Source organism: Pseudomonas sp. FBCC-B35 (genome assembly GCF_059133755.1).
This window is the reverse complement of record NZ_CP101439.1, coordinates 3,451,385-3,475,185: the sequence shown is the minus strand read 5'-3', so window position 1 is coordinate 3,475,185 and position 23,801 is coordinate 3,451,385. Positions and strand designations below refer to the sequence as shown.

Below are 23,801 nucleotides of genomic sequence, written 5' to 3'. Positions count from 1 at the left end.
ATGTTCAGAAGTTACCTGCGGTTGCTGCTGTTCACCCTCGGGCTGTTGGCCGGCATCCAGGTCCCGGGGCTGGTCAAGGACTATAGCCAGCGCGTGGAGGCCCACCTATTCGAATCTCGCGAGGCGCTGGACGGTTTTCGCCAGACGGCTGAGCGTTTTTTCAACGGCGACCTGCAAGCCTTGTTGCGACACTACCGCAGCAGTGACGACCCCGTTTTTCTCAGTGATGCCAACAGCATCGAAAGCCTGATGATTCGCAACCAGATGCTCGAAGACGAGTGGCAGGCGCTGCAAGGTTCATGGGCGCAGCGTACCTGGCATGTCCTGACGCAAGCCGACCCGCGGCTGCGAGAAGAAACGCTCAACGGCTACAGCTACCAGGTCTTGCTGGTTCCGCAGGCCATCGGCTGGGGCGTCGGCGCCGGGTTCGTGCTGGCATTCGTGGTAGAAAGCCTGTTGCTGGGGATAGGTCGGTTGATACTGGGTGGGCGACGTGGTGCGGTTAAGGAGAGTTGGCGTTAGGCTAGGGGCTGACACGTTGGCCTAGCCATTTGCGCGGTTACCCCAAATCGAGTCAAAACCCTTACTACATCCCCCCCGGCACCAGCACGATCCGTTGCCCGCCCACGTCCTGCGCATAGCGCTCCAGCACCTGCCGACAGACACCAACCACTTCATCCACCAATGCCACCCCGGTCTGCCAGGCCACTACCAGCTCCAGGCTTGGCGGAGGCTGAAGCCCAGCCAGCAGCACCAGGTCACCCTGGTTCAGTTCGGCCTCCACTAGGGCAGGTGGCAAGGCCCCGATGCCAAAACCGTCGCGCAACAAGCGGGTAATGGCCGCTACCGAATTGACGCAGTTCAGCCGCGGCGTTTGCACCCCGGCCCCTTGCAGCAACGCCAGTACTTCCTGGTGGGGCCGGGAATTCTTCGAGAAAGTAATGATGCGCTCGCGCCCCAGCTCGGCCAGTGACGCGTAGTCCCTGTGCAGGTGCGACCCGGCAGCGACCACCCAGCCCATCGGATAGCGCGCCAGATCCAGGCTGCGGATCGAAGGCTCGCGCAGCAAGTCTGTTTGCACGATCACGTCCAGAAAGCCTTTGTGCAGTTGCTCGCGCAAATTCAGCGCCGTGTCGGCGACCAGTTCGATCTCTACCTGCCGATAACGCTCGGTCAATTCGGCCACCAGCGCGCTCATCCAGGTATGAATGACCGTGTCCATTACCCCGAGACGAATACGCCCGACCTTGGCCCGGTCGCTGTCCAGCGACTGTTTGAGCGCCTTGGCGGTTTCCAGCATGCGCTCGGCATGTTCCAGCACCTTGCTGCCTTCCGGGGTCAGGCTGACCCCGCGCGAGTCGCGCAACAGCAGCTTAACGCCCAGGTCGGCTTCGAGCGCCGCGATACGGCTGGACACCGACGCCTGGGTAGTGAACAGCTTCTGCGCGGTCAGGCGGAAGCTCTTGAGGCGAGCGACCCAGACGAACGTTTCGAGAAAGCGAAGGTTCATGATCAGTTTTTCTTGTTCCAGACCCGGGGTTTTTCTCGTTGGACGCCAGCGCCGCGTGCTCTGAACATGAAGCCCAGGCCGCGACCTTTGCTGTCGCCCCATAAAACAATACCAACAAGCCGAGGCATCCATGAACCCCACCGGCACGCAGCAGCAGATCAGTTCCCCATCCTCCTCCGGGCCTTTTGCCTGGTACCGCGACATCGATCAACAACAGCGACGTACATTCTGGAGCTGCAAGATCGGCTATGGCCTGGACGGCATGGACACGCAGATGCTCAGCTTCGTCATCCCCACGTTGATCATGTTGTGGGGCATCACCACCACCGAGGCTGGGCTGATCCACACCAGTACCCTGGTCGCTTCGGCCATCGGTGGCTGGGTGGCCGGCATTCTCTCAGACCGCATCGGCCGGGTCCGCACCCTGCAACTGACAGTGCTGTGGTTCGCCTTCTTCACCTTCCTCTGCGGCTTTGCCCAGAACTACGAGCAACTGCTGGTCGCCAGGACCCTGATGGGTTTTGGCTTCGGTGGTGAGTGGACGGCAGGCGCGGTGCTCATCGGCGAGGTCATTCGTGCCCAGGACCGCGGCAAGGCGGTGGGCATGGTGCAGTCGGGCTGGGCCATCGGCTGGGGGCTGACGGCCATCCTGTACGCGCTGCTGTTCACCTGGTTGCCGCCGGAGCAGGCCTGGCGGGCGCTGTTCTTGCTCGGGCTGGTGCCGGCCGTGTTCGTGATCTTCGTTCGGCGGCTGGTCAAGGATCCGGAGGTCTACCGCCAGGCCAAGGCAACCGAAGCCACTGCGGCGCCCTCGCATTTCTATGAAATCTTTGCCCCCGGCATGCTCTGGACCACCGTGCGTGCCTCGCTGCTGACCACCGGCGCCCTGGGCGGCTACTACGCAATCACCGCCTGGCTGCCCACGTTTCTGAAGAACGAGCGTGGGCTGAGCGTGCTGGGTACCGGCGGCTACCTGGCAATGGTGATCGTAGGCTCCTATGTGGGCTATGTGATCAGCGCCTACCTGTCCGACCTGCTTGGGCGCAAGAAAAATTTCATCCTGTTCGCCGTAGGCTCGTTCGTCATCGTGCTGCTGTACACGCAAATGCCCGTCAGTGATGGGGTGATGCTGTGGTTGGGTTTCCCGCTGGGTTTTTTCGCCTCGGGCATCTTCAGCGGCATGGGGGCCTTTCTGACCGAGCTGTTTCCCACGCGCGTTCGCGGCTCGGGGCAAGGTTTTTGCTACAACGTCGGCAAGATCGTCGCGGCGCTGTTCCCGCTGCTGATCGGCATGCTGGGGCAGCAGGTGCCGCTGGGCCTGGGCATTGGCCTGTTCTCGGCGGTGTCTTATGGCGTGGTGATCGTAGCAGCGCTGAGCCTGCCAGAAACACGCGGCAAACAATTGCAGGCGCGCTAAGGTAGGCACATGGATAACGACAAGGGGTACACCGTGGTGCAACGCCTGCTACTCAATTGCGACATGGGCGAAAGCTTCGGCAGCTGGCGCATGGGCCTGGATGCCGAGGTCATGCCTTACATCGACTGTGCCAATATCGCCTGCGGCTATCATGCCGGCGACCCCGGCATCATGCGCCGCACCGTGACGTTGGCCCTGGCTCACGACGTCACCGTGGGCGCGCACCCGGCCTACCCGGATTTGGTCGGCTTCGGCCGGCGCAGCCTGGCGTGCAGTGCCGAAGAAATCCGTGACTTGCTGCACTACCAGATCGGCGCGCTCGATGGCATCTGCAAGGCGCTGGGCACACGCGTCGCCTACGTGAAACCCCACGGTGCGTTGTACAACGACATGATGGCCGACCCGCTGATCCTGCGCACGGTGCTGGAGGCCGTGGCGGCCTATGACAGTGGCCTGCCGCTGATGCTCATGGCCACGGCCGACGATGCGGCCGCCCAGGCGCTGGGCGCTGAAATCGGCGTACCGCTCTGGTTCGAGGCGTTCGCCGATCGCGCCTACACCGCCAGCGGCCACCTTGTGTCGCGACGCCTGCCGGGCGCCGTGCACCACGACCCGGCCCAGGTGGTGGAGCAAGCCGTGAAGCTGGCCCACGGTCACGCATTGCTGGCCAGCGATGGCACTGCGTTGCTGCTCAAGGCCCATACGCTCTGCGTGCATGGGGACAACGACAGCTCGGTGGCGGCAGTTCGGCAGATTCGCCAGGCGCTTGATGGGATCGTATCAGCATGACCCTGCGCATCGAAGTGGTCGGTATCGATTGTCTGATGGTGCGCCTGTTCGAGCGCATCGAGGAAGCCAACATGCCCTGGGTGCTTGCCGCCAGCCAGCGCTTGCAAGCAGCGTTCGGTGCGCACTTGCGCGACCTGGTGCCGTCCTACACCACCCTGATGGTGCATTTCGACCTGGCGCCGGCCGATGCGCGCTGCCTGATCAGGCAAGCCCTTGAAGGGCTACAGCCTGGCACTGACAGCAGCGGCTGTCGGCACGAGATACCGGTGTGGTACCACGCCAGCGTCGGTCCGGAGTTGCCCGTGCTAGCGCGTCAGGCAGGCCTGAGCGAAGCTGAGGTCGTGCGCTTGCACAGCGAACGTGACTACCCGGTGTTCGCCCTAGGGTTCGCGCCAGGTTTCGCGTTCATGGGGCTGGTGGACGAACGGCTGGCCACCCCGAGGCTAAGCACCCCGCGCAAGCAGGTGGCAGCGGGCAGTGTCGGGATTGCCGAGCGCCAGACCGCCGCCTACCCGGCCGTTTCACCCGGTGGTTGGAACCTGATCGGACGGACGCCGGTACGGTTGTTCGACCGTGAGCGCGACGGCTACAGCCTGCTGCAACCGGGTGACCGCGTCCGTTTCGTAGCGGTGACGCGGCAGGAATTTCTGGCGTTGGGCGGTGATGAAGAGGCACAGGCATGAAGCACTTGCTAGTCGAGGCCAGCACACCGCTGTGTGCATTACAGGATGCGGGTCGCTTTGGCGTGAGGCACCTTGGGGTCACCCAGGGCGGTGCTCTGGATTGGGTCGCGATGCACTGGGCCAACTGGTTGCTGGGCAATGCCCTGCAGGCTCCCGTCGTAGAGGTTGCCTTGGGTGGGTTCAGCGTGGTGGCGCAGCATGATTGCGTGCTGGCGCTGGCCGGGGCCGACTTGGACGCGCACATCGACGATCAATACCTGGCCCCTTGGCGCAGCTTCACCCTGACCAAGGGGCAGCGCCTTACTCTCCGGCAACCCCGGCGGGGCGTACGCGCTTACCTGGCTGCACCGGGCGGTTTCGATGCCGAGCCTGTGATGGGCAGTTGTGCCACGGTCGTGCGTGAGGGGCTGGGCGGAGTCGATGGCCAGGGGAGTGTGTTGCGTGAAGGTCAATGCTTGAGTTTTGCCGGTGCAGCGAAACCGATCGGCGAAGTGCCTGATCGGGCGCGCCCTGAATATGTTGCCAAGCCCACCTTGGACCTGGTGATCGGCGCGCAGATCGGCGACTTTGCCGGCCTCAGCCTGTTCGATGCCTTCAACCGCGACTGGACACTGGATACCCGTGCCGACCGCATGGGTATACGCCTGCTTGGCCCACCTCTGGTTTACCAAGGCCCGGCCATGATCTCCGAGGGCATTCCCCTTGGCGCCGTCCAGGTCCCGCCCGACGGGCAGCCGATCGTGTTGCTCAATGACCGCCAGACCATCGGCGGTTATCCCCGCCTGGGGGCGCTGACGCCGCTGGCACTGGCACAACTGGCACAGTGCATGCCAGGCGCGACGGTGCGGTTCCGACCGGTAGTGCAGGAGCAGGCATGGCGGGAGCAGCAGGGGTACTTGGAACGCTGGCGAGCATAGAAGGGCGCTTATCCTGGCTGCCTCACTTCGACAAATACCGCATCCCATCCTCCAACCCCTGCAAGGTCAGCGGATACATCCGGTCCTCGATCAGTTCACGCACCAGATGGGTTGAGGCGGTGTAGTCCCAGGCCTGGCGGGGGTATGGGTTGATCCAGATGACCTTGCGGAACTTGGCCATGATGCGCTGCATCCAGACATACCCGGCCTCCTCGTTCCAATGCTCCACGCTGCCGCCCGGCTGGGTGATTTCGTAAGGGGCCATGGCAGCGTCCCCGACGAACACCACCTTGTAGTCGTCGCCGTACTTGTGCAGCAGGTCGAAGGTGGAATAACGCTCCGACGTCCGGCGCAAGTTGTTCTTCCACACCGTCTCATACACACAGTTGTGAAAGTAGTAGTACTCCAGGTGCTTGAATTCGGTCCTGCATGCCGAGAACAGCTCCTCGCAGACCCTGACATGGGCATCCATCGAGCCACCGATGTCGAACAGCAGCAGCAATTTCACCGTGTTGCGCCGCTCCGGGCGCATCTGGATGTTCAGCAGCCCCGCATCGCGCGCGGTATGGTCGATGGTGCCATCGATGTCCAGCTCTTCGGCAGCGCCTTGGCGAGCGAACTTGCGCAGGCGTCGCAGGGCCAGCTTGATGTTGCGTGTACCCAGCTCCACCTGATCGTCCAGGTTCTTGTACTCGCGCTGGTCCCAGACCTTCACCGCCTTGCCCTGGCGCTCGCCAGCGTCGCCCACGCGGATCCCTTCGGGGTTGAACCCACCCGAGCCGAACGGGCTGGTGCCTCCGGTGCCAATCCACTTGTTGCCGCCTGCGTGGCGCTCCTTTTGCTCCTGCAGGCGCTGCTTGAACGCCTCGATCAGCTTGTCCAGCCCGCCCAGGGACTGGATCTGCGCGCGCTCCTCGGCGGTCAGAGAGCGCTCGAATTCCTTGCGCAGCCAGTCCTCGGGGATCAACGCCTCGATGTGACGATCCAGGTTCACCAGGCCCTTGAAGTAAGCGGCGAAGGCTCGGTCGAACTTGTCGAAATGGCGTTCGTCCTTCACCAAGATGGCGCGGGCCAGGTAGTAGAATTCGTCCATGTCGGCGAACACCACGTGCCGTTGCAAGGCATGGTGCAAGTCGAGCAGTTCGCGCACCGACACCGGCACCTTCGCCGCGCGCATTTCGTTGAACAGGTTGAGCAACATGGCCCAGGCTCCCTCAGCGGTTGCCGCGCCGGCTCATGAAGGCCAGGCGCTCGAGCAGTTGCACATCCTGCTCATTTTTCACCAGCGCCCCGGCCAGCGGAGGGATGGCCTTGGTTGGGTCGCGCTCGCGCAGTACCGCTTCGCCAATGTTGTCGGCCATCAACAGCTTCAACCAGTCGACCAGTTCGGACGTCGAAGGCTTTTTCTTCAGGCCCGGTACCTTGCGCACGTCGAAGAACACATCCAGCGCCTCGCTGACCAGCGACTGGCTGATGTTGGGGTAGTGCACGTCCACGATGCGCTGCAGCGTGGCCCGGTCGGGGAAGGCGATGTAGTGGAAGAAGCAGCGGCGCAGGAAAGCGTCCGGCAGCTCCTTTTCGTTGTTGGACGTGATGATGATGATCGGGCGCTGCGTGGCCTTGATGGTCTCGTCGATTTCGTAGACGTAGAACTCCATCTTGTCGAGTTCCTGCAACAGGTCGTTGGGGAATTCGATATCGGCCTTGTCGATCTCGTCGATCAGCAGGATCACCCGTTCCTGGGCCTCGAAGGCTTCCCACAGCTTGCCTTTCTTGAGGTAGTTGCGTACGTCGTGCACCTTGTCCACACCCAGCTGGGAGTCGCGCAGGCGGCTCACGGCATCGTATTCGTACAAGCCCTGGTGAGCCTTGGTGGTGGACTTGATGTGCCAGGTAATCAGGCGCGCCCCGAACGAAGCTGCCAGCTGCTCGGCCAGCATGGTCTTGCCAGTACCGGGCTCACCTTTGACCAATAGCGGGCGCTCAAGGGTGATGGCCGCATTGACGGCCAGTTTCAGGTCGTCCGTGGCGACATAGTCACCCGTGCCTTCGAACTTCATTGGGTCTTTCCTCTGCTTGGGCTTGCGGGCCACGCGCAGCCGGCCTGCTAGGCCAGACCTTGGTGGGGTGGGCGACAGGCTGGTGCTCAAGTGGCCAACACAGGGTGTGTGATGGTGGCCCGACTATAACGCGGGGGTACGACGACTGAAAACGCAGACCGAGTATTCAGTCCCCGAATGCCTCGTCACCGCGCCTTAGTCGGAATCCGGCGCGCTGCGCTCGTAGCGCGCACTGAACGCCTGCACGAAACCATTGCGCAGGATCTGCAGGAATGCCTCGAATGCGCTGATGTTCTGCCTGCGCACGCTGCCACTGAGCTCAACGCGCGTGGCGAACTGGTTTTTCGGCTGGTTCTTGAGCACGGTTTCGGTGGCACCCACCAGCGCCTCCCACACCGAGCGGAACAGGCCCTTGTCCTTGTCCTCCACGTCCTGTTGCCAGTCGAACACCTCGACGTCGCGCAGCAGGGGCTTGATGTAGCCGTTCAGGCGGCCGTTGGTCGCCTCGGCCTCGATGACCACATCGCCATGACCCGCCTTGAAGTCGAACTTGCCATAGGCGCTGGCAAAGTCGTTGAGTCGGCGCAGCTCGATACCGGTGGCACGCAGGCGGAACTCGAAGTCGTCGAAGTCGCTGAACGGATCGAAGGTGGCACGGCTCTCGACCTTGGCATCGCCTGCGACCAGGGCACGGGCTTCGAAGCTGGCGTCGCGCCGGCCGGCTTCGTCACGGATGTTTGTGAGGTTGCGAACGCTGGCCTGCAACTGCGTCGCCTTGAGCGTGACCGGGGGCTTGGAGTTGAAGTTGCGGAAGGTCAGCACCCCGTCGTCGATTACCACTTCGTTGAGCGTGATGGGCAGCAACTTGTCCAGTTGCTGACGCCAGTCAGTGCCCTGGCCGGTCTGGGAGTTCTGCTTGTCGCCGCCATCGACGAAGTTCAGCTCCGGGCGCAGGAACGCCACTTCGGCCACCACGGCGCGGTCGTACCACAGCGAATGCCAGCTGACCGAGATGTCGATCACCGGGGCGTCGAGGAAGGGCACTGGCACCTTGCCTGTGGTCTTGACGATCTTCAGCCCGTTGACGGTATAGGCGCCGCGCCACCAGGCCAAGTCCACATCGCTGACCTGCCCACGGTAGTCGCCCATGTCGGCCAGCTTTTCATTGAGGTAGTCGCGCACCAGGTAGGGCAGGGCAAGCTGCAAGGCCACCAGCAGCACGATGAGGCTGCCCAGGGCGATCAGCGGCCAGCGATAGCGGGCTCTCATGGCAGTTCTCCAAGGCAAGGTGTGTGGTTGACCGCAGGGGCTGCGCCGGAGTTCGAACAGGCTTTACGGGCCTTGGGGCCGGGGCTTACCCTTGGGCCTTTCCGAGTTCTTCATCATGCCAAGGACCCTGCCATGAGCCGTATATACGCAGACAATGCCCACTCCATCGGCAACACGCCCCTGGTGCAGATCAACCGCCTCGCGCCGCGCGGCGTGACCATCCTGGCCAAGATCGAAGGGCGCAACCCAGGGTATTCGGTCAAATGCCGCATCGGCGCGAACATGGTCTGGGACGCCGAGAGCAGCGGCAAGCTCAAGCCCGGCATGACCATCGTCGAACCCACCTCGGGCAACACCGGCATCGGCCTTGCCTTCGTCGCTGCCGCCCGCGGTTACAAGCTCATGCTGACCATGCCGGCCTCCATGAGCCTGGAGCGGCGCAAGGTGCTCAAGGCCCTTGGCGCCGAACTGGTGCTCACCGAACCTGCCAAGGGCATGAAGGGCGCCATCGAGAAAGCCAACGAAATCGTCGCCTCCAACCCCGAGCAGTACTTCATGCCCGGGCAGTTCGAAAACCCTGCCAACCCGGCCATCCATGAAAAGACCACGGGCCCTGAGATCTGGAACGATACCGATGGCGCCGTGGATGTGATCGTTGCTGGTGTCGGCACCGGCGGCACCATCACCGGTATCGCGCGCTACATCAAGCACACCCAGGGCAAGGCGATCACCTCGGTGGCGGTCGAGCCCATCGCCTCGCCGCTGATCACCCAGACCCTGGCAGGCGAGGCGCTCACGCCCACGCCGCACAAGATCCAGGGCATCGGCGCGGGCTTCGTGCCGAAGAACCTCGACCTGTCGATCGTCGATCAGGTCATGACGGTGGGCGATGACGAAGCCAAGTCCATGGCGATCCGCCTGATGCAGGAAGAAGGCATCCTGTGTGGTATTTCCTGCGGTGCCGCCATGGCCGCTGCCGTGCGCCTTGCAGAAAAGCCGGAAATGCAGGGCAAGACCCTCGTGGTGATTCTGCCCGACTCAGGCGAGCGGTACCTGTCCAGCATGCTGTTCAGCGACCTGTTCAGCGAGCAGGAAACCCAGCAATAACCTGCCTTGGCGGTGACCCGAAGCAATACCTGGCGGCGGGGTTCATTGCACAATCTTCATCCGTCTCGTTGCGCCCAGGTGGTTTGTGCCTGGGCGCGATAGGTTTATGATGCCCGGATGATTTTCCCCGGATCAGGCAGCGCTGGCCTGTGTCCCGCCCTAGGAGTGTTGCATGACCGTTTCCTTCCTCGCCAAGGCAGGTGTGCTGCTGGTGTTCTTCGGCAGCGTGCTGTTCGTCCACCTGCGCGGCAAGGCCCGCCTGCCCGTGTTGCGCCAGTTCGTCAACCATTCGGCGCTGTTCGCCCCCTACAATGCGTTGATGTACCTGTTCTCGGGCGTGCCGTCCAAGCCGTACCTGGACCGCCAACGCTTCCCGGAGCTGGACGTGCTCAAGGACAACTGGCAGGAAATTCGCGAGGAGGCCATGCGCCTGTTCGACGAGGGTTATATCCGGGCAGCCGAAAAGGACAACGATGCCGGTTTCGGTTCGTTCTTCAAGAAAGGCTGGAAGCGCTTCTACCTGAAGTGGTACGACAAACCCCTGCCGTCTGCCGAAGCGCTGTGCCCGCGAACCGTCGAGCTGGTCAGCAGCATCCCCAACGTCAAGGGCGCGATGTTCGCCCTGTTGCCCGGCGGCAGCCACCTGAACCCGCACCGTGATCCGTTTGCAGGTTCCCTGCGTTATCACCTGGGCCTCTCGACCCCCAACTCCGATGCCTGCCGCATTTATGTGGACGGCCAGCCCTATGCCTGGCGCGATGGCCAGGACGTGATGTTCGACGAAACCTACGTGCACTGGGTCAAGAATGAGACCGAGGTCACCCGTGTGATCCTGTTCTGCGACGTGGAGCGTCCTTTGAACAGCCCAATCATGACCCGCCTCAACCGCAAGGTCAGCGCATTTCTGGGCCGCGCCACCGCGCCACAGAATACCGACGATGAACGCGTGGGCGGGATCAACCAGGCTTATGCCTGGAGCAAGCGGTTCAGCAACAAGCTGAGCACGCGCGTCAAGCAGTTCAAGCGTGCCAACCCCAAGGCATACCGCGTGTTGCGACCGATTCTGGCCGTCGTCGTAGCCTATCTGCTGTACCGCTGGTTGTTCTGACGACGCCCTCGACCGGGAGGGGCGCCTGCAAGGCAGTCGCCTTTATCCCTGGCGAAACTCGTGGGCAACGCAGTGGCGCAGTACGCCTTCCTCGAAGTCCAGAAAACCCGCTTCACGCTGGGTGATCAGGTAATACAGCAGGGTGTCGAGCGTTCGTGCCGGTGGGATGGCGATCGCCAGCATCTTCACCGCAGGTTCGCTTTCACAGGTGCACCCGAATTCCACCAAGGCTTCGCTGACCTGCTCCAGTGTCTCGGGCGGCTTGACCCGAACCCGGAACACCGAGCTGCCACTGCTGCGCAGCAAACGGGCGAACCAGTGCTGGCCAGCCTCTTCATGGGTGCAGATCACGTCACCTGGGGCGATGCCGTAGACATGAAACGGGATGTTGTCGATCACGTAACCGTCTTCGACGGCCTTGGCCCATAGCCCTTCCACCGATGCCGGCGGATAGCCATTGGCGTCCTGCTGCAGCGGGAACAGCACTTTTTTGTAGACGCTGTTCATGCAGCGCCCCGGCGCCGTGCCGGGCGCAGGACCAGCCACAAAGCCACGCCGATCAGCAGGCCGCCGTACAGGTGGGCCATCGACAACGGCTCATTCAGCAGCCAGGCTCCCCACAGCACGCCGAACACGGGGATCATGAAGGTCACGGTACTGGCTTTGACCGGGCCGATTTCGGCCAGCAGGCGGAAGTACAGGATGTAGGCGAACGCCGTGCACAACAGGCCAAGCCCCACCAGCGAGCCCCAGACCGGCCAGCCGCCCCAGCTGGCCGGTGGCTGGGTAAGCACGCTCCAGGCGAACAACGGGGTAAGCAGCAGGGTCGCACCGAGCATGCTGCCCAGGGCCGACAGGCGGCTGTCCAGGCCGCTGACCCAGCGGCGGGCCAGGTAGCCGGCAAACCCATAGCAGGTCGTGGCCGCCAGGCACGCCAGGGCGCCTTGCAAGAGGGCTGCATCCAGGGCAACAGGCCCCGCGCCGCTCAGGATACCCACGCCGAACAGGCCCAGGAAAATGCCGCTCAACTTGGCCAACGTCATGGGTTCCTTGAAGAACAACACGCCGATCAGCACGCCCATCAAAGGGGTCGTGGCATTGAAGATGGCCGAATAACCGGCCGGCAGCACCTGGGCTGCCACCGAGTAGAAGGTGGCCGGAATGCCCGAGTTGATCATGCCCAGCACCAGGCAGGCGCCTAACTTACCCTGGAAATCCCAGCGTACGCGCGCTGCGCCCAGCAGCGCGATCAAGCCCAGGCAGGCGATGGAGACACGGAAGAAGGCCGTTGGCACGGTGCCCAGTACAGGGGCGATGATGCGCATGAACAGAAAGCTCGCGCCCCATACGGCAGCAAGGGTCAGCAGGCGGGCTAGGGCGGTGGGGCTCACGACGGTCTCCGGGGGCTTGGCAGGGGCGCGAGTGTACGTCAGCAGGCCGGCGGATTCTTGCGCTTTCTTGCCCAGCGAAGTTCAGCCAGTGTCCTGCCATAGCCTGTTCAAGCGCCGCGCAGGCACTTCAAGACGCTGAAGTCGCTGCGCACCTTGGTCAGCCGATCCAGCAGCACCTGGCGCTGGGCGGGAGTGCTCTGCTGCATCAGGTCCACCACCAGGCTGCGTGCTTGCTGCTCGGTGTTCTGGAAGGCCCGGCGATAGTCGGCCGTCCATAGGCTTTCCTTGTTCTGCAGCAAGGTCGCGACCCGTGCCGGGAAGCCTGACTCGTGCCGTTGTTCCACCGCCAACAGCAGTTGCTGCTGCCAATGGGCCCGGTTGCGTATCCACTCGCTGTTCTGGTCACCCAACGCGCGGGACCAGGCGCCAACCCGTTGCCGCTGTGTCTCGGTCAGCTCGCCGAACCAAGGCTTGAGGCGTTTTTCCATGCGCTCGGCGCGCTCGCTGATCTGGCGGGGCAGGGGCGTATCGACATATTCCTTGCGCCGCTCGGCAATATCGTCACGAAACGCATCGCGCATCTCCGCCACCTGCGCATCGCTCATGCCTTGCAGCAACTCGGTGGCCGACGGCGTGATTTCGGCCGCGACCCGGCCAATCGCCTCGCGGGCCTCCTCGGTGCGCTGCTGCAGCGCCTGGTCGGTGACTTGGTTATCGGCCACCATGGTGCGCAGGCGGTCCAGCCAGTCGAGGTAGCCGGGCAGTTGCGTCTGGCAGTGCCACGCCAGGTGCTGCCTGAGGCGATCATCGAGCAGGGTTTTCTGCTCGCGGTTCATGTCCAGGTAGTCGCCCAGCGACCAGGGCACCAGGCGATCGAGGTTGCGATAGGCCAGGTCGATGCGGCTGCAGGCGCCCAGCATCAGGGCGAAACCCAGGCAGATCGACAGGACTTTGAGCAGGCGTGCAGGCATGTGCGGGTCCTTGCAGTGGCAGCCAAGGGGTAGACGCAGCACGAGACCTGCGGTTCCACCGGATGGCACGTGGAAGCGTGAGCGGCGATGAACCGACCGCAGGCTTTGACACCAGGGCGGGTCTATCCGGAAAATAGCCGCCTTGACTTGAGGATGTTCGAAAATGGCTCTGCTTGGGCGTTACAACAGTTTGCAAATTGTTAAGCACGTGGACTTCGGCCTATACCTGGACGGCGGTGCCGACGGGGAAATCCTGCTGCCGTCCCGTTACATTCCCAAGGGTGCCGAGACCGAAGTCGATGACTGGCTGAACGTGTTCATCTACCTCGATAGCGAAGACCAGCTGATTGCCACCACCGAGAAGCCCAAGGTGCAGGTGGGCGAGTTCGCCAGCCTCAAGGTCAAGGACATCAACGGTGCGGGTATCTTCCTGGACTGGGGCCTGTCCAAGGACCTGCTGATGCCCTATTCCGAAGAAGCACGGCCGCTGAAGATCGGTGACTATTGCGTGGTGCACGTGTACCTGGACAAGCGCACCCGCCGCATCACCGCCACCTCGCGCCTGGACCGTTACCTCGACACCACGCCTGCAGACTACAAACCTGGTCAGCCGGTTGAGCTGCTGGTGGCCGGCGAAACGCCGATGGGGTTCAAGGCCATCATCAACAACCGTCACTGGGGCTTGATTCACAAGAACGAGGTGTTCAAGTTCCTGCGCTCAGGCATGCACGAGCAGGGTTACATCAAGGAAGTGCGGGCCGACGGCAAGGTTTCGCTCAGCTTGCAGCCGGTGGGCGCTGCGCTGTCCGGCAGCTTGCAGGAGCAGATCATGGCGCGCCTGGACGCCGAGGGTGGGGTGTTGCCGGTTTCGGACAAGAGCGACCCTGCCTTGATCAGCAAGCTGTTCAATGTCAGCAAGGGCAATTTCAAGAAGGCCATTGGCGGGCTGTTCAAGCAGGGCCGCATCGTCATCCATGACGACCGGATCGAGAAAGCCTGATCAGCCCTGCACGAAGGTGTTGAAGTCCAGCTGATCGCCACCGGGGCGCGTGTCGCGCAGCAACGAGTCGCGGTCAGCGCTCAGGGCCAGGCTGATGGTGGAGCGACGCTTGCCAGGGTTGCGCACTTCCATCTGCTCTTGGTGGGCCCGCAGGAAGTTGATCGGCACCTTCAGGTGCTGAAGTTCATCGGTCAGCGGGGTATGCAGCAGCAGGTTGACCCAGTCGGGCTGGCCTTTGCGAAGCAAGGCCACCGGGACCTCGAACCACCACAGGTTGCGCTTGGGGTCGAGAATGGCGAACAGCGTATTGGCACTGGTCAGCACCGGGCGCGCCAGTGCGCTGTTGCGTCGGGCGATGGCAGCGGGTTTGTCGAGTTTCATGCAGGTTCCTGCGGGTCGAAGCCTTCAAAGGCCGCATTGTGAGGGGTGGCACCTTGGCGGGCAAGGTTTCAGGCCCTGATCCCCGCATTTACGCCTACGCCTTTCAACCGTTTGGCTTGTTGACGCAAATTTCTTGAAACTCCTGTGCAAGCGGCTGGGTCAACCTTCTGTCGGCACGATACGCGTGCTACATCACAGGAGTTTTGCCATGAGCGGTACTGGAGACAAAATTAAAGGTATGGCCAACGAGGCAATGGGCAACATCAAGCAAGGTGTTGGCAACCTCACTGACAACGAAAAACTCAAAGGCGAAGGCAAGGCCCAGGAAATCAAGGGCGAAGGCCAGCAGGTCAAAGGCGACGTGAAAAACAAGGTCGACGACCTGACCAAGTAATGATTCACGCCTGCCGAGCCGTCCTCTGCGCTTCGAAGCAGGGGACGGTAACCGGCAGAAATATTCAAAGCCGTTGCATGACTACCGGGAGCAGCACCCCAAGCGCAGGGTCTATTAGACTGAACGTCAGATCGATCAAGCGGCGAAAGGAGACGCTATGATTTTTTCCGCCTTGCAGGGCTTACCCTTGCACCGCGTATTGGTGCGCACCGTCAACGAATTCCTCGATGACGAGATGTCTACTTATGCTTCGGCATTGGCCTACCAGGCCCTTTTCTCGTTATTCCCCTTCCTGTTGTTTCTCATTGCCCTGATCGGTTTCCTGCACCTGCCAGACTTCTTTTCCTGGCTGCGCTTGCAGTCAGAACTGGTCTTGCCGCCCCAGGCCCTTGAGCAGGTCAACCCTGTCATCGACCAATTGCAGCAGTCCAAGGGTGGCTTGCTGTCGGTGGGTATCGTCATTGCCCTGTGGACGGCCTCGGCCGGCGTGCGCCTGATGATGAGCGCCATGAACGCGGCCTATGATGTACCAGAAGGGCGCCCGGTCTGGAAACGCATCCCGCTGTCGGTGCTGTACACCATCGGGTTGGCAGGCATGCTGCTGGCGGCCGCTGCGCTGATGGTGCTGGGCCCGCAGGTCATGGAGTGGATCGCGGCGCAGATTGGCATGGAAGAGTTCATCGTCACCCTGTGGACCATTCTTCGCTGGCCGGTGATCGTGATTCTGCTGATGGTCGCGGTCGCGGTGATCTACTACGTCATGCCCGATGTGGAGCAGAAATTTCGCTTCATCACCCCGGGCTCGGTGCTGGCGGTCGTGGTGTGGATCATCGCGTCGCTGGGCTTTGCCTACTACGTGAAGACGTTCGCAGACTACAACGCCATGTACGGCAGCATCGGGGCGATCATCGTACTGCTGCTGTACTTCTACATCTCGGCTGCCGTGCTGTTGCTGGGCGCAGAGATGAACGCGGTGATCGAGCATATGTCGGCCGAGGGCAAGGACCCAGGCGAAAAAGACTTCGATGGCACCCGCGACGACGAGAAGCCCAAGGTATTGGGCAAGGAACGCCCCGGTGCTGATGAAGCGGCGGGCGTTGAACCTACCCCGCGCTGACCTGCCCCGGTTGGGCGGTGCGCTCCAGCGCTATCAAGGCCTTGCTGCGTTGATAGCGCTGGAACTTGTCATGCAGCGACCGGGGTAGCGCTCCAGCCGGCGCGAACCCCTGGCGTCCGTAATAGAGGGCGAGCGATGGATGGCAAAACAACCATGTGCTGGCGCAGGCGTTCTCCAGGGCCGCTGCGACCAATTGCTCACCCACGCCTTCCGAGCGCCGATCAGGCGCCACGAACAGCCCCGTCAACCACTGACCACCGTCCACCTCGCTGAGGGACAACCCAGCAATGATGCCCGGCGACTTGGCCACCCAAAACGTGCCCTGCGCAGGGGCGCGCATGCGCGAGCCCTGTTGGCGATAGAAGTGGTCGAGCAGCCGCCGTTCCGGGGCTGAAAGCCGGGTGCAGTGCACTGGCGGCCATGACTGCACGACGGTGCTCAGCTGGCCACGAAGTTCGGCGGGGAAACCAGTTCGACGGTTTGCTGCTTGCGCGGTGCCAGGATCTCGGCTTCACCCTCGACGACCAGTTCGTTGTGCTGGTTGTACACGTTGGTGGCGATACGCACTTTGAACTTGGGCAGTTTTTCCAGGATTTCCAGGCGCACCGTCAGGGTGTCGCCGATCTTGACCGGCTTCTGGAAGCTCATCTGCTGGCCCAGGTAGATGGTACCAGGGCCTGGTAACGTGCAGGCCACCGCCGCACTGATCAACGCGCCGCTGAACATGCCATGGGCAATGCGCTCGCGGAACATGCTCTTGGCCGCGAACTCGGCATCCAGGTGCACCGGGTTGTGATCGCCGGACATGGCGGCGAACAGCTGGATGTCGCGCTCCTCGACCAACTTCGTGTATTCGGCTTTCTGGCCGACTTCAAGGGCTTCGTAGGGCGTGTTGCTGAGCTGGGACATCAGGGCTTCCTTAAGCAGTACAGGTCGGATGCCGGTCGCACGCAGGGCGTCGGCCAGACGGGTGAGACGCTTGCCGGGGTCGCCCGGATCACATTTTGCGCCCACGTCAGTGTACCCACAGTCGAGCAAATTGCAGGAAGGGCACAAATAAGATTCACAATGTTAATGGCAGGCGCTGACGGCTGGGCCGTGCCTGGCTTACCTGCTAACGTCGAATCAACGCCTGTGCATCGCCTGCGCGCAGGCACTCGGACTAATCAGGACGCAGTGCAGGTCCCGGCAGAGGAACAACAATAAATGCAAGCCGACTTCTGGAATGACAAGCGCCCGGCGGGCGTGCCGTCCACCTTGGACATGCAAGCCTACGCGTCTGTGGTCGAGGTGTTCGAACGCTCCTGCAAGCGCTTTGCCGATCGCCCGGCCTTCAGCAACCTGGGCGTGACCTTGACCTACGCCGACCTCGATCGCCTGTCGGCTGCCTTCGCCAGCTGGCTGCAGCAACATACCGACCTCAAGCCGGGCGACCGCATCGCGGTGCAGATGCCCAACGTGCTCCAGTACCCCATCGCGGTGTTCGGCGCCATGCGCGCAGGGCTGATCGTGGTCAACACCAATCCGCTGTACACCGAGCGCGAAATGCGGCACCAGTTCAAGGACAGTGGTACCCGGGCCCTGGTGTACATGAACCTGTTCGGCAAGCGTGTGCAGACGGTCCTGCCCGATACCGGTATTGAGTACCTGATCGAAGCGAAGATGGGCGACATGCTGCCCACGCTCAAGGGCTGGCTGGTCAACACCGTGGTCGACAAGTTCAAGAAGATGGTGCCGGCCTATGCGCTGCCCCAGGCTGTGTCGTTCAAGCAGGTGCTGCGCCAGGGCCGCGGTGGCGTGCCCCAGCCTGTGCCCTTGGGGCTGGGTGACATCGCCGTGCTGCAGTACACCGGCGGCACGACAGGGCTGGCCAAGGGCGCAATGCTCACCCACGGCAACCTGGTGGCGAACATGCTGCAGGTGCTGGCGTGCTTCTCCCAACATGGGCCGGACGGGCAGAAGCTGCTCAAGGACGGCGAAGAGGTGATGATCGCGCCGTTACCGCTCTACCACATCTATGCTTTCACTGCGAACTGCATGTGCATGATGGTCACCGGCAACCACAACGTATTGATCACCAACCCGCGGGACATACCTGGCTTCATCAAGGAGCTGGGCAAGTGGCGGTTTTCTGCGTTGCTGGGCCTCAACACCCTGTTCGTCGCGCTGATGGACCACCCCGGCTTCCGCCAGCTCGATTTCTCCGCACTCAAGGTCACCAATTCCGGCGGCACCGCCCTGGTCAAGGCCACGGCAGAGCGCTGGGAACAGCTGACAGGCTGCCGCATCGTCGAAGGGTACGGCCTGACCGAAACGTCCCCCGTGGCCAGCACCAACCCCTATGGCACGCTGGCGCGGCTGGGTACGGTGGGCATCCCGGTGGTGGGCACGGCCTTCAAGGTGATCGACGCCGACGGTAACGAGCTGGCGTTGGGGGAACCCGGCGAGCTGTGCATCAAAGGCCCGCAGGTCATGAAGGGCTACTGGCAGCAACCCGAGGCCACGGCCGAGGCACTGGACGCCGAAGGCTGGTTCAAGACCGGTGACATTGCCGTGATCGACCCGGACGGCTTTACCCGCATCGTCGACCGCAAGAAGGACATGATCATCGTGTCTGGCTTCAACGTATACCCCAACGAAGTCGAAGAGGTGGTGATGGGCCATCCCAAGGTGGCCAACTGTGCCGCCATCGGCGTGCCGGACGAACGTTCCGGCGAAGCGGTGAAGCTGTTCGTGGTGCCGCGCGAGGGTGGTGTGGATGTCGAGGAGCTCAAGGCCTACTGCAAGGCCAACCTCACCGGCTACAAGGTGCCCAAGCACATCGTGCTGCGCGAGGCGCTGCCGATGACGCCCGTGGGCAAGATCCTGCGGCGCGAACTGCGCGACGCCAGCTAGATCGGTAGCCTGCGGTAAGAACGTGGTGCCGTGCGCCAGGGCCTCTGGCACGGCACATCCTGCTGGATGCCCAGGCTAATTAAGTCAAATACTCTAAACGTGACCCAAAGCATTCTTTGAGTCACTTTTGTGACTGTCAAGCCCGCTTTGGGCTCTAGTAGACCCTCGGCAAAGCTGCTACTCTCGGCCCGCTTTCAGATGATCTGGTTTGCATCAGGCCGTCATCTCATATCAATAATAAACGCCTCGACGCGTGAAACGAACTTCGCTGTTGCTGAAGGAGTGGGCTTGCATGATCGACCATTTTTGGAAGGACAAGTATCCGGCCGGTATCGCGGCGCAGATCGATCCCGACGAATTCCCCAACATCCAGGCGGTACTCAAGCAATCCTGCCAGCGCTTCGCCGACAAACCGGCCTTCAGCAACCTGGGCAAGACCCTCACTTACGGTGAGTTGTATACCCTGTCCGGTGCCTTTGCCGCCTGGTTGCAGCAGCATACCGACCTAAAGCCCGGTGACCGTATCGCGGTGCAGTTGCCTAATGTGCTGCAGTACCCAGTGGCGGTGTTCGGTGCCATGCGCGCCGGCTTGATCGTCGTGAACACCAACCCGCTGTACACCGCCCGGGAAATGGAGCACCAGTTCAAGGACTCCGGCGCCAAGGCGTTGGTGTGTCTGGCGAACATGGCGCACCTGGCCGAGAAGGTGGTGCCCAAGACCCAGGTCAAGCACATCATCGTCACCGAGGTGGCAGACCTGCTGCCCCCGCTCAAGCGGCTGCTGATCAACAGCGTGATCAAGTACGTCAAGAAGATGGTGCCGGCCTATCACCTGCCCAGCGCCGTGCGCTTCAACGATGCCCTGGCCCTGGGCAAGGGCCAGCCGGTGACCGAGGCCAACCCGCAGGCCGATGACGTGGCCGTGTTGCAATACACCGGCGGTACCACCGGTGTGGCCAAAGGCGCCATGCTGACTCACCGCAACCTGGTGGCCAACATGCTGCAGTGCCGGGCGCTGATGGGCTCGAACCTGCAGGAAGGGTGCGAGATCCTCATCACCCCGCTGCCGCTATACCACATCTACGCCTTCACCTTCCATTGCATGGCCATGATGCTGATCGGCAACCACAACGTGCTGATCAGCAACCCCCGCGACCTGTCCGCCATGGTCAAGGAGCTGGGCAAGTGGAAGTTCACGGGCTTCGTGGGTCTCAATACGCTGTTCGTGGCGCTGTGCAACAGCGATGCGTTCCGCGCCCTGGACTTCTCGGCCTTGAAGATCACCCTGTCCGGCGGCATGGCGCTGCAACTGAGCGTTGCCGAGCGTTGGCGTACGGTGACCGGTTGCGCCATCTGCGAAGGATACGGCATGACCGAAACCAGCCCGGTGGCCGCCGTGAACCCGGCGCAGGCCAACCAGGTGGGCACCATTGGCATTCCGGTGCCGTCCACGCTGTGCAAGATCGTCGACGACGCCGGCAACGAGCTGCCCTTGGGCGAAGTGGGCGAACTCTGCGTCAAGGGCCCTCAGGTGATGAAAGGCTACTGGCAGCGCGAGGAGGCCACCGCCGAGATTCTCGACAGCGACGGCTGGCTCAAGACCGGCGACATCGCCCTGATCCAGCCCGACGGCTACATGCGTATCGTCGACCGCAAGAAGGACATGATTCTGGTGTCCGGCTTCAACGTCTACCCCAATGAACTCGAAGACGTGCTGGCGGCGGTGCCCGGCGTGTCGCAGTGTGCGGCCATCGGCATTCCGGATGAGAAATCCGGCGAGCTCATCAAGGTCTTCGTCGTGGTCAAACCCGGTATGACCGTGACCAAGGAGCAGGTGATGGAGCACATGCGTGCCAACCTCACCGGTTACAAGGTGCCGCGTCAGGTCGAGTTTCGCGACACCTTGCCGACCACCAATGTCGGCAAGATCCTGCGCCGCGAACTGCGTGACGAAGAGCTCAAGAAGCTCAACCTCAAGAAAAGCGCCTGACCTGGCGTGCACCGCCCGCAATCGCCTTGCAGCCCTTTTGATGAGGCCGCGCAGGGCGATTGACGGGCCTGGGCTTCAGCGCAGTTTTTCCAGCATCTGGTAGTACCACATGCCCGCCGCCAAGAGCGGGTTGCCCAACACGTCCCCCATCGGCACACGCACATGCTTGCACTGGGCGAAGGTGTCGAATTTCTCCAGCGTGCCCGTCAGGGCTTGCGCCATGATTTCGCCCATGATGTGACTGGTGGCGATGCCGTGCCCGGAATACCCTTGGCAGTACCAGACATGGTCCGAAAGCTTGCCCACTTGGGGAATCCGGTTGACCACGATGCCCATGGCGCAGCTCCACTGGAACGCGATGGGCACGCCCTTCAAGGCTGGGAAGGTGCGCTCGATGCAGGGGCGCAGTTCAGCTTCGATATCCCGCGAGTCGCGCCCTGAGTAGTTGGCGCCGCCGCCGAACAGCAGGCGCTTGTCGGCCGTCAGGCGGTAGTAGTCCAGCACGAACCGGCAATCGTAGACGGCCAGGTCATGCGGGTTGATCTGCGCTGCCAGCTCGCCCAGTGGCGCCGTGGTGACGATGCCGCCCATGGCCGGGAATATCTTGCCCTTGAGCTGGCGCTTTTCCAGCTTGTGGTAGACATCGCCCGCCAGCATGACTTGGCGCGCGTCTACACGCCCATGGGCCGTCACCACGGCAGGGCGGGCGCCGTGGATGATTTCCAGCACTTCGGTCTGCTCGAAGATCAGCGCGCCCAGGCCGTGGGCGGCGCGGGCTTCGCCCAGGCACAGGTTCAGCGGGTGCAGGTGCAGGTTGCGACGGTTCTTGAGGGCGCCCAGATACAGGGGGCTTTGCAGGTGCTCGGCCATCGCCTGGCGGTCGAGCAGTTCGACCTGATCCCCCATGCCATAGCGCTGTGCCTGGGCCTCGAAAGCCCGTAGCTCGTCCAGGTGCGAGGGCTTCATGGCCGCGTGCAGGTGACCGTGCTTGAGGTCGCAGTCGATGCCATAGCGGGCCACCCGTTGCTCGATGATCTGGTGGCCCCGCCAGCGCAGGTGCCAGATGAAATCGTCCACGTCGCTGCCCAGCCGCTTGCGCATCTGTGCACGCATGGCCTCGTCCCCCGACAGGCTGCCGGTCACTTGCCCGCCATTGCGCCCGCTGGCGCCCCAGCCCACCCGGTTGGCCTCGACCACCGCGACCTTCAGGCCGCGTTCGGCCAGCTCCACAGCCGTTGCCAAGCCGGTGAAGCCCGCGCCGATGATTGCCACGTCCACCTGTACGGTGCCCTTGAGCTGGGGGTAGGTGGTGGGGTCGTTGAGGGTGGCGGTGTAGTAGGACGGTGCACGTTGCGCCGGGTCTTTGTTGACTGCTGCGTTCATGGGTAATCCTTGTTCTGTATGGGGCTCAGGCCTGGTGCAGGTACCAGCGCCAGTCCTGTTCGCTGACTTCGGCCATGAATTGACGGTACTCGGCGCGCTTGACCTTCAGGTACACGCCAAGAAACGCATCGCCCAATGCATCGCGGGCCCAAGTGGACTGCTCCAGGGCCTGCAGCGCGGTGAGCCAGTCAGTTGGCAGGTGTTCGGTCGCCTGGGCATAACCGTTGCCCTGAATCGGCGCGCCTGGGTCGAGCTGATCACGTATGCCGGCGTGACTGGCGGCCAAAATGGCGGCGGCAGCCAGATACGGGTTGGCGTCGGCCCCGCAGATACGGTGCTCTACATGCCGGCTGTTGGCCGGTCCGCCCGGCACCCGCAGGCTGACTGTGCGGTTGTCCACGCCCCAGGTGGGCGACAGGGGCGCGTAGCTGTTGGCCTGGAAGCGGCGGAAGGAGTTGGCGTTGGGGCAAAACAGCAGCAGCGACTCGTGCAGGTGCTGCAACATGCCGGCCACTGCCTGGCGCAGCAGCGGTGTGCCGGCCGGGTCTTTGCTGGCGAACAGGTTACGGCCGGCGCTGTTGGCCAGGCTCAGGTGCATGTGCATGCCAGTGCCGGCCAGGTGGCCGAACGGCTTGGCCATGAAGCAGGCCTGCATGCCGTGGGCGTGGGCGACGCCTTTGACCAAGCGCTTGTAGCGTACCGCCTGATCCATCGCCTGCAGCGCATCACCGTGTTCGAGGGTGATTTCCACCTGGCCTGGGGCGTATTCCGAAATGGCCGTGCGCGCCGGTATGCCTTGCGCCTTGCAGGCTGCGTACAGGTCTGCCAGGAACGGCTCGATCTGCTCCAGCTCCCGCAGCCCATACACCTGAGTGCTGCGAGGGCGTCCGCCGTCCCGGTCGAGCGCCGGCTGTGGATGGCCGTGGGCATCGCGCTGCTGGTCGAGCAGGTAGAACTCCAGTTCGCAGGCCATCACGGGGTGATAACCATCGGCCTTCAGGGCGTCGACGGTGCGCAACAGTACATGACGAGGGTCGGCCACGCTGGCAGGCAGGCCTTGGCGCGGGTGCATGCTCACTTGCAGCGCTGCGGTCGGCACCCGGCGCCAGGGCAGGCGAACCAGGCTGCCATCGAGTGGGTAGGCGCGGCAATCGATGTCGCCGACATCCCAGACCAGGCCCGAATCTTCCACGTCGTCGCCGTTTACGGTAAGGCCGAGAATGGTGCTGGGTAATGGCCGACCGGTCTGGTATACGGCCAGCAGTTCATCACGGTGCAGCAGCTTGCCGCGTGGCACGCCGTTGGCGTCGAGGATGAACAGTTCGAACAGATCGATATCGGGGTTGGCGGCCAGGAACTGGCTGGCCTGATCCACATGTGCAAAGTGCATAATCATTCGCTCGCGAACGCTCAGGCCTC

Annotated in this window: 24 protein-coding genes; 12 read left to right on the top strand and 12 right to left on the bottom strand. The window is 62.8% G+C overall.

From position 1 onward, the window contains the following. Window positions 1-522 (top strand): DUF2937 family protein, encoded by a 522-nt coding sequence (locus NMB38_RS15755; protein ID WP_027915825.1) that lies wholly within the window; start codon window positions 1-3, stop codon window positions 520-522. A gap of 64 nt (window positions 523-586) precedes the next feature. Here NMB38_RS15755 and NMB38_RS15750 read toward each other — a convergent pair whose 3' ends face one another. After that, complete coding sequence (locus NMB38_RS15750; RefSeq protein WP_059183715.1) at window positions 587-1,510, bottom strand: LysR family transcriptional regulator; 924 nt, start codon at window positions 1,508-1,510, stop codon at window positions 587-589. 130 nt (window positions 1,511-1,640) lie between these two features. Between NMB38_RS15750 and NMB38_RS15745 the strand changes: the two genes are divergently transcribed. The 4 genes from NMB38_RS15745 to NMB38_RS15730 are packed head-to-tail and all read left to right on the top strand — an operon-like array spanning window position 1,641 to window position 5,316. Continuing rightward, window positions 1,641-2,927 (top strand): MFS transporter, encoded by a 1,287-nt coding sequence (locus tag NMB38_RS15745; protein ID WP_027915826.1) that lies wholly within the window; start codon window positions 1,641-1,643, stop codon window positions 2,925-2,927. A gap of 9 nt (window positions 2,928-2,936) precedes the next feature. Then, complete coding sequence (locus NMB38_RS15740; RefSeq protein WP_059183716.1) at window positions 2,937-3,716, top strand: 5-oxoprolinase subunit PxpA; 780 nt, start codon at window positions 2,937-2,939, stop codon at window positions 3,714-3,716. Further along, complete coding sequence (gene pxpB / locus NMB38_RS15735) at window positions 3,713-4,399, top strand: 5-oxoprolinase subunit PxpB (RefSeq protein WP_049695588.1); 687 nt, start codon at window positions 3,713-3,715, stop codon at window positions 4,397-4,399. Before NMB38_RS15740 ends, pxpB begins: the two co-directional genes overlap by 4 nt. Beyond that, window positions 4,396-5,316, top strand: coding sequence for a 5-oxoprolinase subunit C family protein (locus tag NMB38_RS15730; protein ID WP_236166068.1), 921 nt, complete (start codon window positions 4,396-4,398; stop codon window positions 5,314-5,316). Before pxpB ends, NMB38_RS15730 begins: the two co-directional genes overlap by 4 nt. 22 nt (window positions 5,317-5,338) lie before the next feature. Here the strand turns inward: NMB38_RS15730 and NMB38_RS15725 are convergent, their stop codons facing one another. The 3 genes from NMB38_RS15725 to NMB38_RS15715 form a co-directional block, all read right to left on the bottom strand. Beyond that, a complete protein-coding gene (locus NMB38_RS15725) occupies window positions 5,339-6,517 on the bottom strand; it encodes a vWA domain-containing protein (RefSeq protein ID WP_345956343.1) in 1,179 nt (392 codons plus the stop codon). A 13-nt stretch (window positions 6,518-6,530) separates the two neighbouring features. Beyond that, the gene (locus NMB38_RS15720; protein WP_345956342.1) at window positions 6,531-7,376 is read right to left on the bottom strand and encodes an AAA family ATPase; all 846 of its coding nucleotides are present in this window, start codon (window positions 7,374-7,376) and stop codon (window positions 6,531-6,533) included. A 195-nt stretch (window positions 7,377-7,571) separates the two neighbouring features. Next, window positions 7,572-8,645, bottom strand: a complete 1,074-nt coding sequence (locus NMB38_RS15715) for a DUF748 domain-containing protein (protein ID WP_027915830.1) — start codon at window positions 8,643-8,645, stop codon at window positions 7,572-7,574. A 132-nt stretch (window positions 8,646-8,777) separates the two neighbouring features. Here NMB38_RS15715 and cysK point away from each other — a divergent pair, with 132 nt between their 5' ends. After that, the gene (gene cysK, locus NMB38_RS15710) at window positions 8,778-9,752 is read left to right on the top strand and encodes a cysteine synthase A (protein ID WP_088523805.1); all 975 of its coding nucleotides are present in this window, start codon (window positions 8,778-8,780) and stop codon (window positions 9,750-9,752) included. 172 nt (window positions 9,753-9,924) lie between these two features. After that, window positions 9,925-10,860, top strand: coding sequence for an aspartyl/asparaginyl beta-hydroxylase domain-containing protein (locus tag NMB38_RS15705; RefSeq protein ID WP_028686827.1), 936 nt, complete (start codon window positions 9,925-9,927; stop codon window positions 10,858-10,860). 42 nt (window positions 10,861-10,902) lie between these two features. Here the strand turns inward: NMB38_RS15705 and NMB38_RS15700 are convergent, their stop codons facing one another. From NMB38_RS15700 to NMB38_RS15690, 3 genes are all read right to left on the bottom strand, one after another. After that, on the bottom strand, window positions 10,903-11,367 hold the full coding sequence (locus tag NMB38_RS15700; protein ID WP_027915833.1) for a DUF4265 domain-containing protein: 465 nt from the start codon (window positions 11,365-11,367) through the stop codon (window positions 10,903-10,905). Continuing rightward, window positions 11,364-12,251, bottom strand: coding sequence for a DMT family transporter (locus tag NMB38_RS15695; RefSeq protein ID WP_027915834.1), 888 nt, complete (start codon window positions 12,249-12,251; stop codon window positions 11,364-11,366). The genes NMB38_RS15700 and NMB38_RS15695 overlap by 4 nt, the downstream gene beginning before the upstream one ends. A 107-nt stretch (window positions 12,252-12,358) precedes the next feature. Next, window positions 12,359-13,222, bottom strand: coding sequence for a DUF6279 family lipoprotein (locus tag NMB38_RS15690; RefSeq protein ID WP_345956341.1), 864 nt, complete (start codon window positions 13,220-13,222; stop codon window positions 12,359-12,361). Window positions 13,223-13,385: 163 nt separating this feature from the next. On the opposite strand from NMB38_RS15690, the gene NMB38_RS15685 reads away from it, so the two are divergent. Further along, window positions 13,386-14,222 (top strand): CvfB family protein, encoded by an 837-nt coding sequence (locus NMB38_RS15685; protein ID WP_490806123.1) that lies wholly within the window; start codon window positions 13,386-13,388, stop codon window positions 14,220-14,222. Here the strand turns inward: NMB38_RS15685 and NMB38_RS15680 are convergent, their stop codons facing one another. Continuing rightward, window positions 14,223-14,603 (bottom strand): hypothetical protein, encoded by a 381-nt coding sequence (locus tag NMB38_RS15680; protein WP_023534906.1) that lies wholly within the window; start codon window positions 14,601-14,603, stop codon window positions 14,223-14,225. Between the two features lie 208 nt (window positions 14,604-14,811). Between NMB38_RS15680 and NMB38_RS15675 the strand changes: the two genes are divergently transcribed. Further along, the gene (locus NMB38_RS15675) at window positions 14,812-14,997 is read left to right on the top strand and encodes a CsbD family protein (protein WP_049695592.1); all 186 of its coding nucleotides are present in this window, start codon (window positions 14,812-14,814) and stop codon (window positions 14,995-14,997) included. Window positions 14,998-15,154: 157 nt separating this feature from the next. Then, window positions 15,155-16,114 (top strand): YihY/virulence factor BrkB family protein, encoded by a 960-nt coding sequence (locus tag NMB38_RS15670; RefSeq protein WP_027915838.1) that lies wholly within the window; start codon window positions 15,155-15,157, stop codon window positions 16,112-16,114. Here NMB38_RS15670 and NMB38_RS15665 read toward each other — a convergent pair. Both NMB38_RS15665 and NMB38_RS15660 read right to left on the bottom strand, forming a co-directional pair. Beyond that, complete coding sequence (locus tag NMB38_RS15665; protein WP_490806124.1) at window positions 16,101-16,490, bottom strand: GNAT family N-acetyltransferase; 390 nt, start codon at window positions 16,488-16,490, stop codon at window positions 16,101-16,103. The two genes, NMB38_RS15670 and NMB38_RS15665, sit on opposite strands and share 14 nt — an antisense overlap. A 62-nt stretch (window positions 16,491-16,552) precedes the next feature. Continuing rightward, complete coding sequence (locus NMB38_RS15660) at window positions 16,553-17,023, bottom strand: MaoC family dehydratase (RefSeq protein WP_049695594.1); 471 nt, start codon at window positions 17,021-17,023, stop codon at window positions 16,553-16,555. 297 nt (window positions 17,024-17,320) lie between these two features. Between NMB38_RS15660 and fadD2 the strand changes: the two genes are divergently transcribed. Together fadD2 and fadD1 are read left to right on the top strand one after the other, a co-directional pair. Further along, window positions 17,321-19,009: a long-chain-fatty-acid--CoA ligase FadD2 gene (gene fadD2 / locus NMB38_RS15655; RefSeq protein ID WP_111475277.1), complete on the top strand. Its 1,689-nt coding sequence runs from the start codon at window positions 17,321-17,323 to the stop codon at window positions 19,007-19,009. Window positions 19,010-19,301: 292 nt separating this feature from the next. Next, complete coding sequence (gene fadD1 / locus NMB38_RS15650) at window positions 19,302-20,999, top strand: long-chain-fatty-acid--CoA ligase FadD1 (RefSeq protein WP_027915842.1); 1,698 nt, start codon at window positions 19,302-19,304, stop codon at window positions 20,997-20,999. A gap of 75 nt (window positions 21,000-21,074) precedes the next feature. Here the strand turns inward: fadD1 and NMB38_RS15645 are convergent, their stop codons facing one another. Next, window positions 21,075-22,382 (bottom strand): NAD(P)/FAD-dependent oxidoreductase, encoded by a 1,308-nt coding sequence (locus NMB38_RS15645; protein ID WP_027915843.1) that lies wholly within the window; start codon window positions 22,380-22,382, stop codon window positions 21,075-21,077. A 25-nt stretch (window positions 22,383-22,407) separates the two neighbouring features. Then, window positions 22,408-23,772 carry a glutamine synthetase family protein gene (locus NMB38_RS15640; protein ID WP_345956338.1) on the bottom strand — a complete coding sequence of 455 codons (1,365 nt, stop codon included), beginning with the start codon at window positions 23,770-23,772 and terminating at the stop codon, window positions 22,408-22,410. Between the last annotated feature and the right edge of the window lie 29 nt (window positions 23,773-23,801).

Excerpts from the sequence above, each read along its gene's own strand:
- cysK (WP_088523805.1), top strand. The coding sequence starts at position 8,778 with ATGAGCCGTATATACGCAGACAATGCCCACTCCATCGGCAACACGCCC.
- fadD2 (WP_111475277.1), top strand. The coding sequence starts at position 17,321 with ATGCAAGCCGACTTCTGGAATGACAAGCGCCCGGCGGGCGTGCCGTCC.
- NMB38_RS15690 (WP_345956341.1), bottom strand. The coding sequence starts at position 13,222 with ATGCCTGCACGCCTGCTCAAAGTCCTGTCGATCTGCCTGGGTTTCGCC.
- NMB38_RS15660 (WP_049695594.1), bottom strand. The coding sequence starts at position 17,023 with ATGTCCCAGCTCAGCAACACGCCCTACGAAGCCCTTGAAGTCGGCCAG.
- NMB38_RS15675 (WP_049695592.1), top strand. The coding sequence starts at position 14,812 with ATGAGCGGTACTGGAGACAAAATTAAAGGTATGGCCAACGAGGCAATG.
- NMB38_RS15720 (WP_345956342.1), bottom strand. The coding sequence starts at position 7,376 with ATGAAGTTCGAAGGCACGGGTGACTATGTCGCCACGGACGACCTGAAA.
- NMB38_RS15730 (WP_236166068.1), top strand. The coding sequence starts at position 4,396 with ATGAAGCACTTGCTAGTCGAGGCCAGCACACCGCTGTGTGCATTACAG.
- NMB38_RS15715 (WP_027915830.1), bottom strand. The coding sequence starts at position 8,645 with ATGAGAGCCCGCTATCGCTGGCCGCTGATCGCCCTGGGCAGCCTCATC.
- NMB38_RS15670 (WP_027915838.1), top strand. The coding sequence starts at position 15,155 with ATGATTTTTTCCGCCTTGCAGGGCTTACCCTTGCACCGCGTATTGGTG.
- NMB38_RS15755 (WP_027915825.1), top strand. The coding sequence starts at position 1 with ATGTTCAGAAGTTACCTGCGGTTGCTGCTGTTCACCCTCGGGCTGTTG.
- pxpB (WP_049695588.1), top strand. The coding sequence starts at position 3,713 with ATGACCCTGCGCATCGAAGTGGTCGGTATCGATTGTCTGATGGTGCGC.
- NMB38_RS15685 (WP_490806123.1), top strand. The coding sequence starts at position 13,386 with ATGGCTCTGCTTGGGCGTTACAACAGTTTGCAAATTGTTAAGCACGTG.
- NMB38_RS15680 (WP_023534906.1), bottom strand. The coding sequence starts at position 14,603 with ATGAAACTCGACAAACCCGCTGCCATCGCCCGACGCAACAGCGCACTG.
- NMB38_RS15725 (WP_345956343.1), bottom strand. The coding sequence starts at position 6,517 with ATGTTGCTCAACCTGTTCAACGAAATGCGCGCGGCGAAGGTGCCGGTG.
- NMB38_RS15740 (WP_059183716.1), top strand. The coding sequence starts at position 2,937 with ATGGATAACGACAAGGGGTACACCGTGGTGCAACGCCTGCTACTCAAT.
- NMB38_RS15645 (WP_027915843.1), bottom strand. The coding sequence starts at position 22,382 with ATGAACGCAGCAGTCAACAAAGACCCGGCGCAACGTGCACCGTCCTAC.
- NMB38_RS15750 (WP_059183715.1), bottom strand. The coding sequence starts at position 1,510 with ATGAACCTTCGCTTTCTCGAAACGTTCGTCTGGGTCGCTCGCCTCAAG.
- fadD1 (WP_027915842.1), top strand. The coding sequence starts at position 19,302 with ATGATCGACCATTTTTGGAAGGACAAGTATCCGGCCGGTATCGCGGCG.
- NMB38_RS15640 (WP_345956338.1), bottom strand. The coding sequence starts at position 23,772 with ATGCACTTTGCACATGTGGATCAGGCCAGCCAGTTCCTGGCCGCCAAC.
- NMB38_RS15705 (WP_028686827.1), top strand. The coding sequence starts at position 9,925 with ATGACCGTTTCCTTCCTCGCCAAGGCAGGTGTGCTGCTGGTGTTCTTC.
- NMB38_RS15745 (WP_027915826.1), top strand. The coding sequence starts at position 1,641 with ATGAACCCCACCGGCACGCAGCAGCAGATCAGTTCCCCATCCTCCTCC.
- NMB38_RS15700 (WP_027915833.1), bottom strand. The coding sequence starts at position 11,367 with ATGAACAGCGTCTACAAAAAAGTGCTGTTCCCGCTGCAGCAGGACGCC.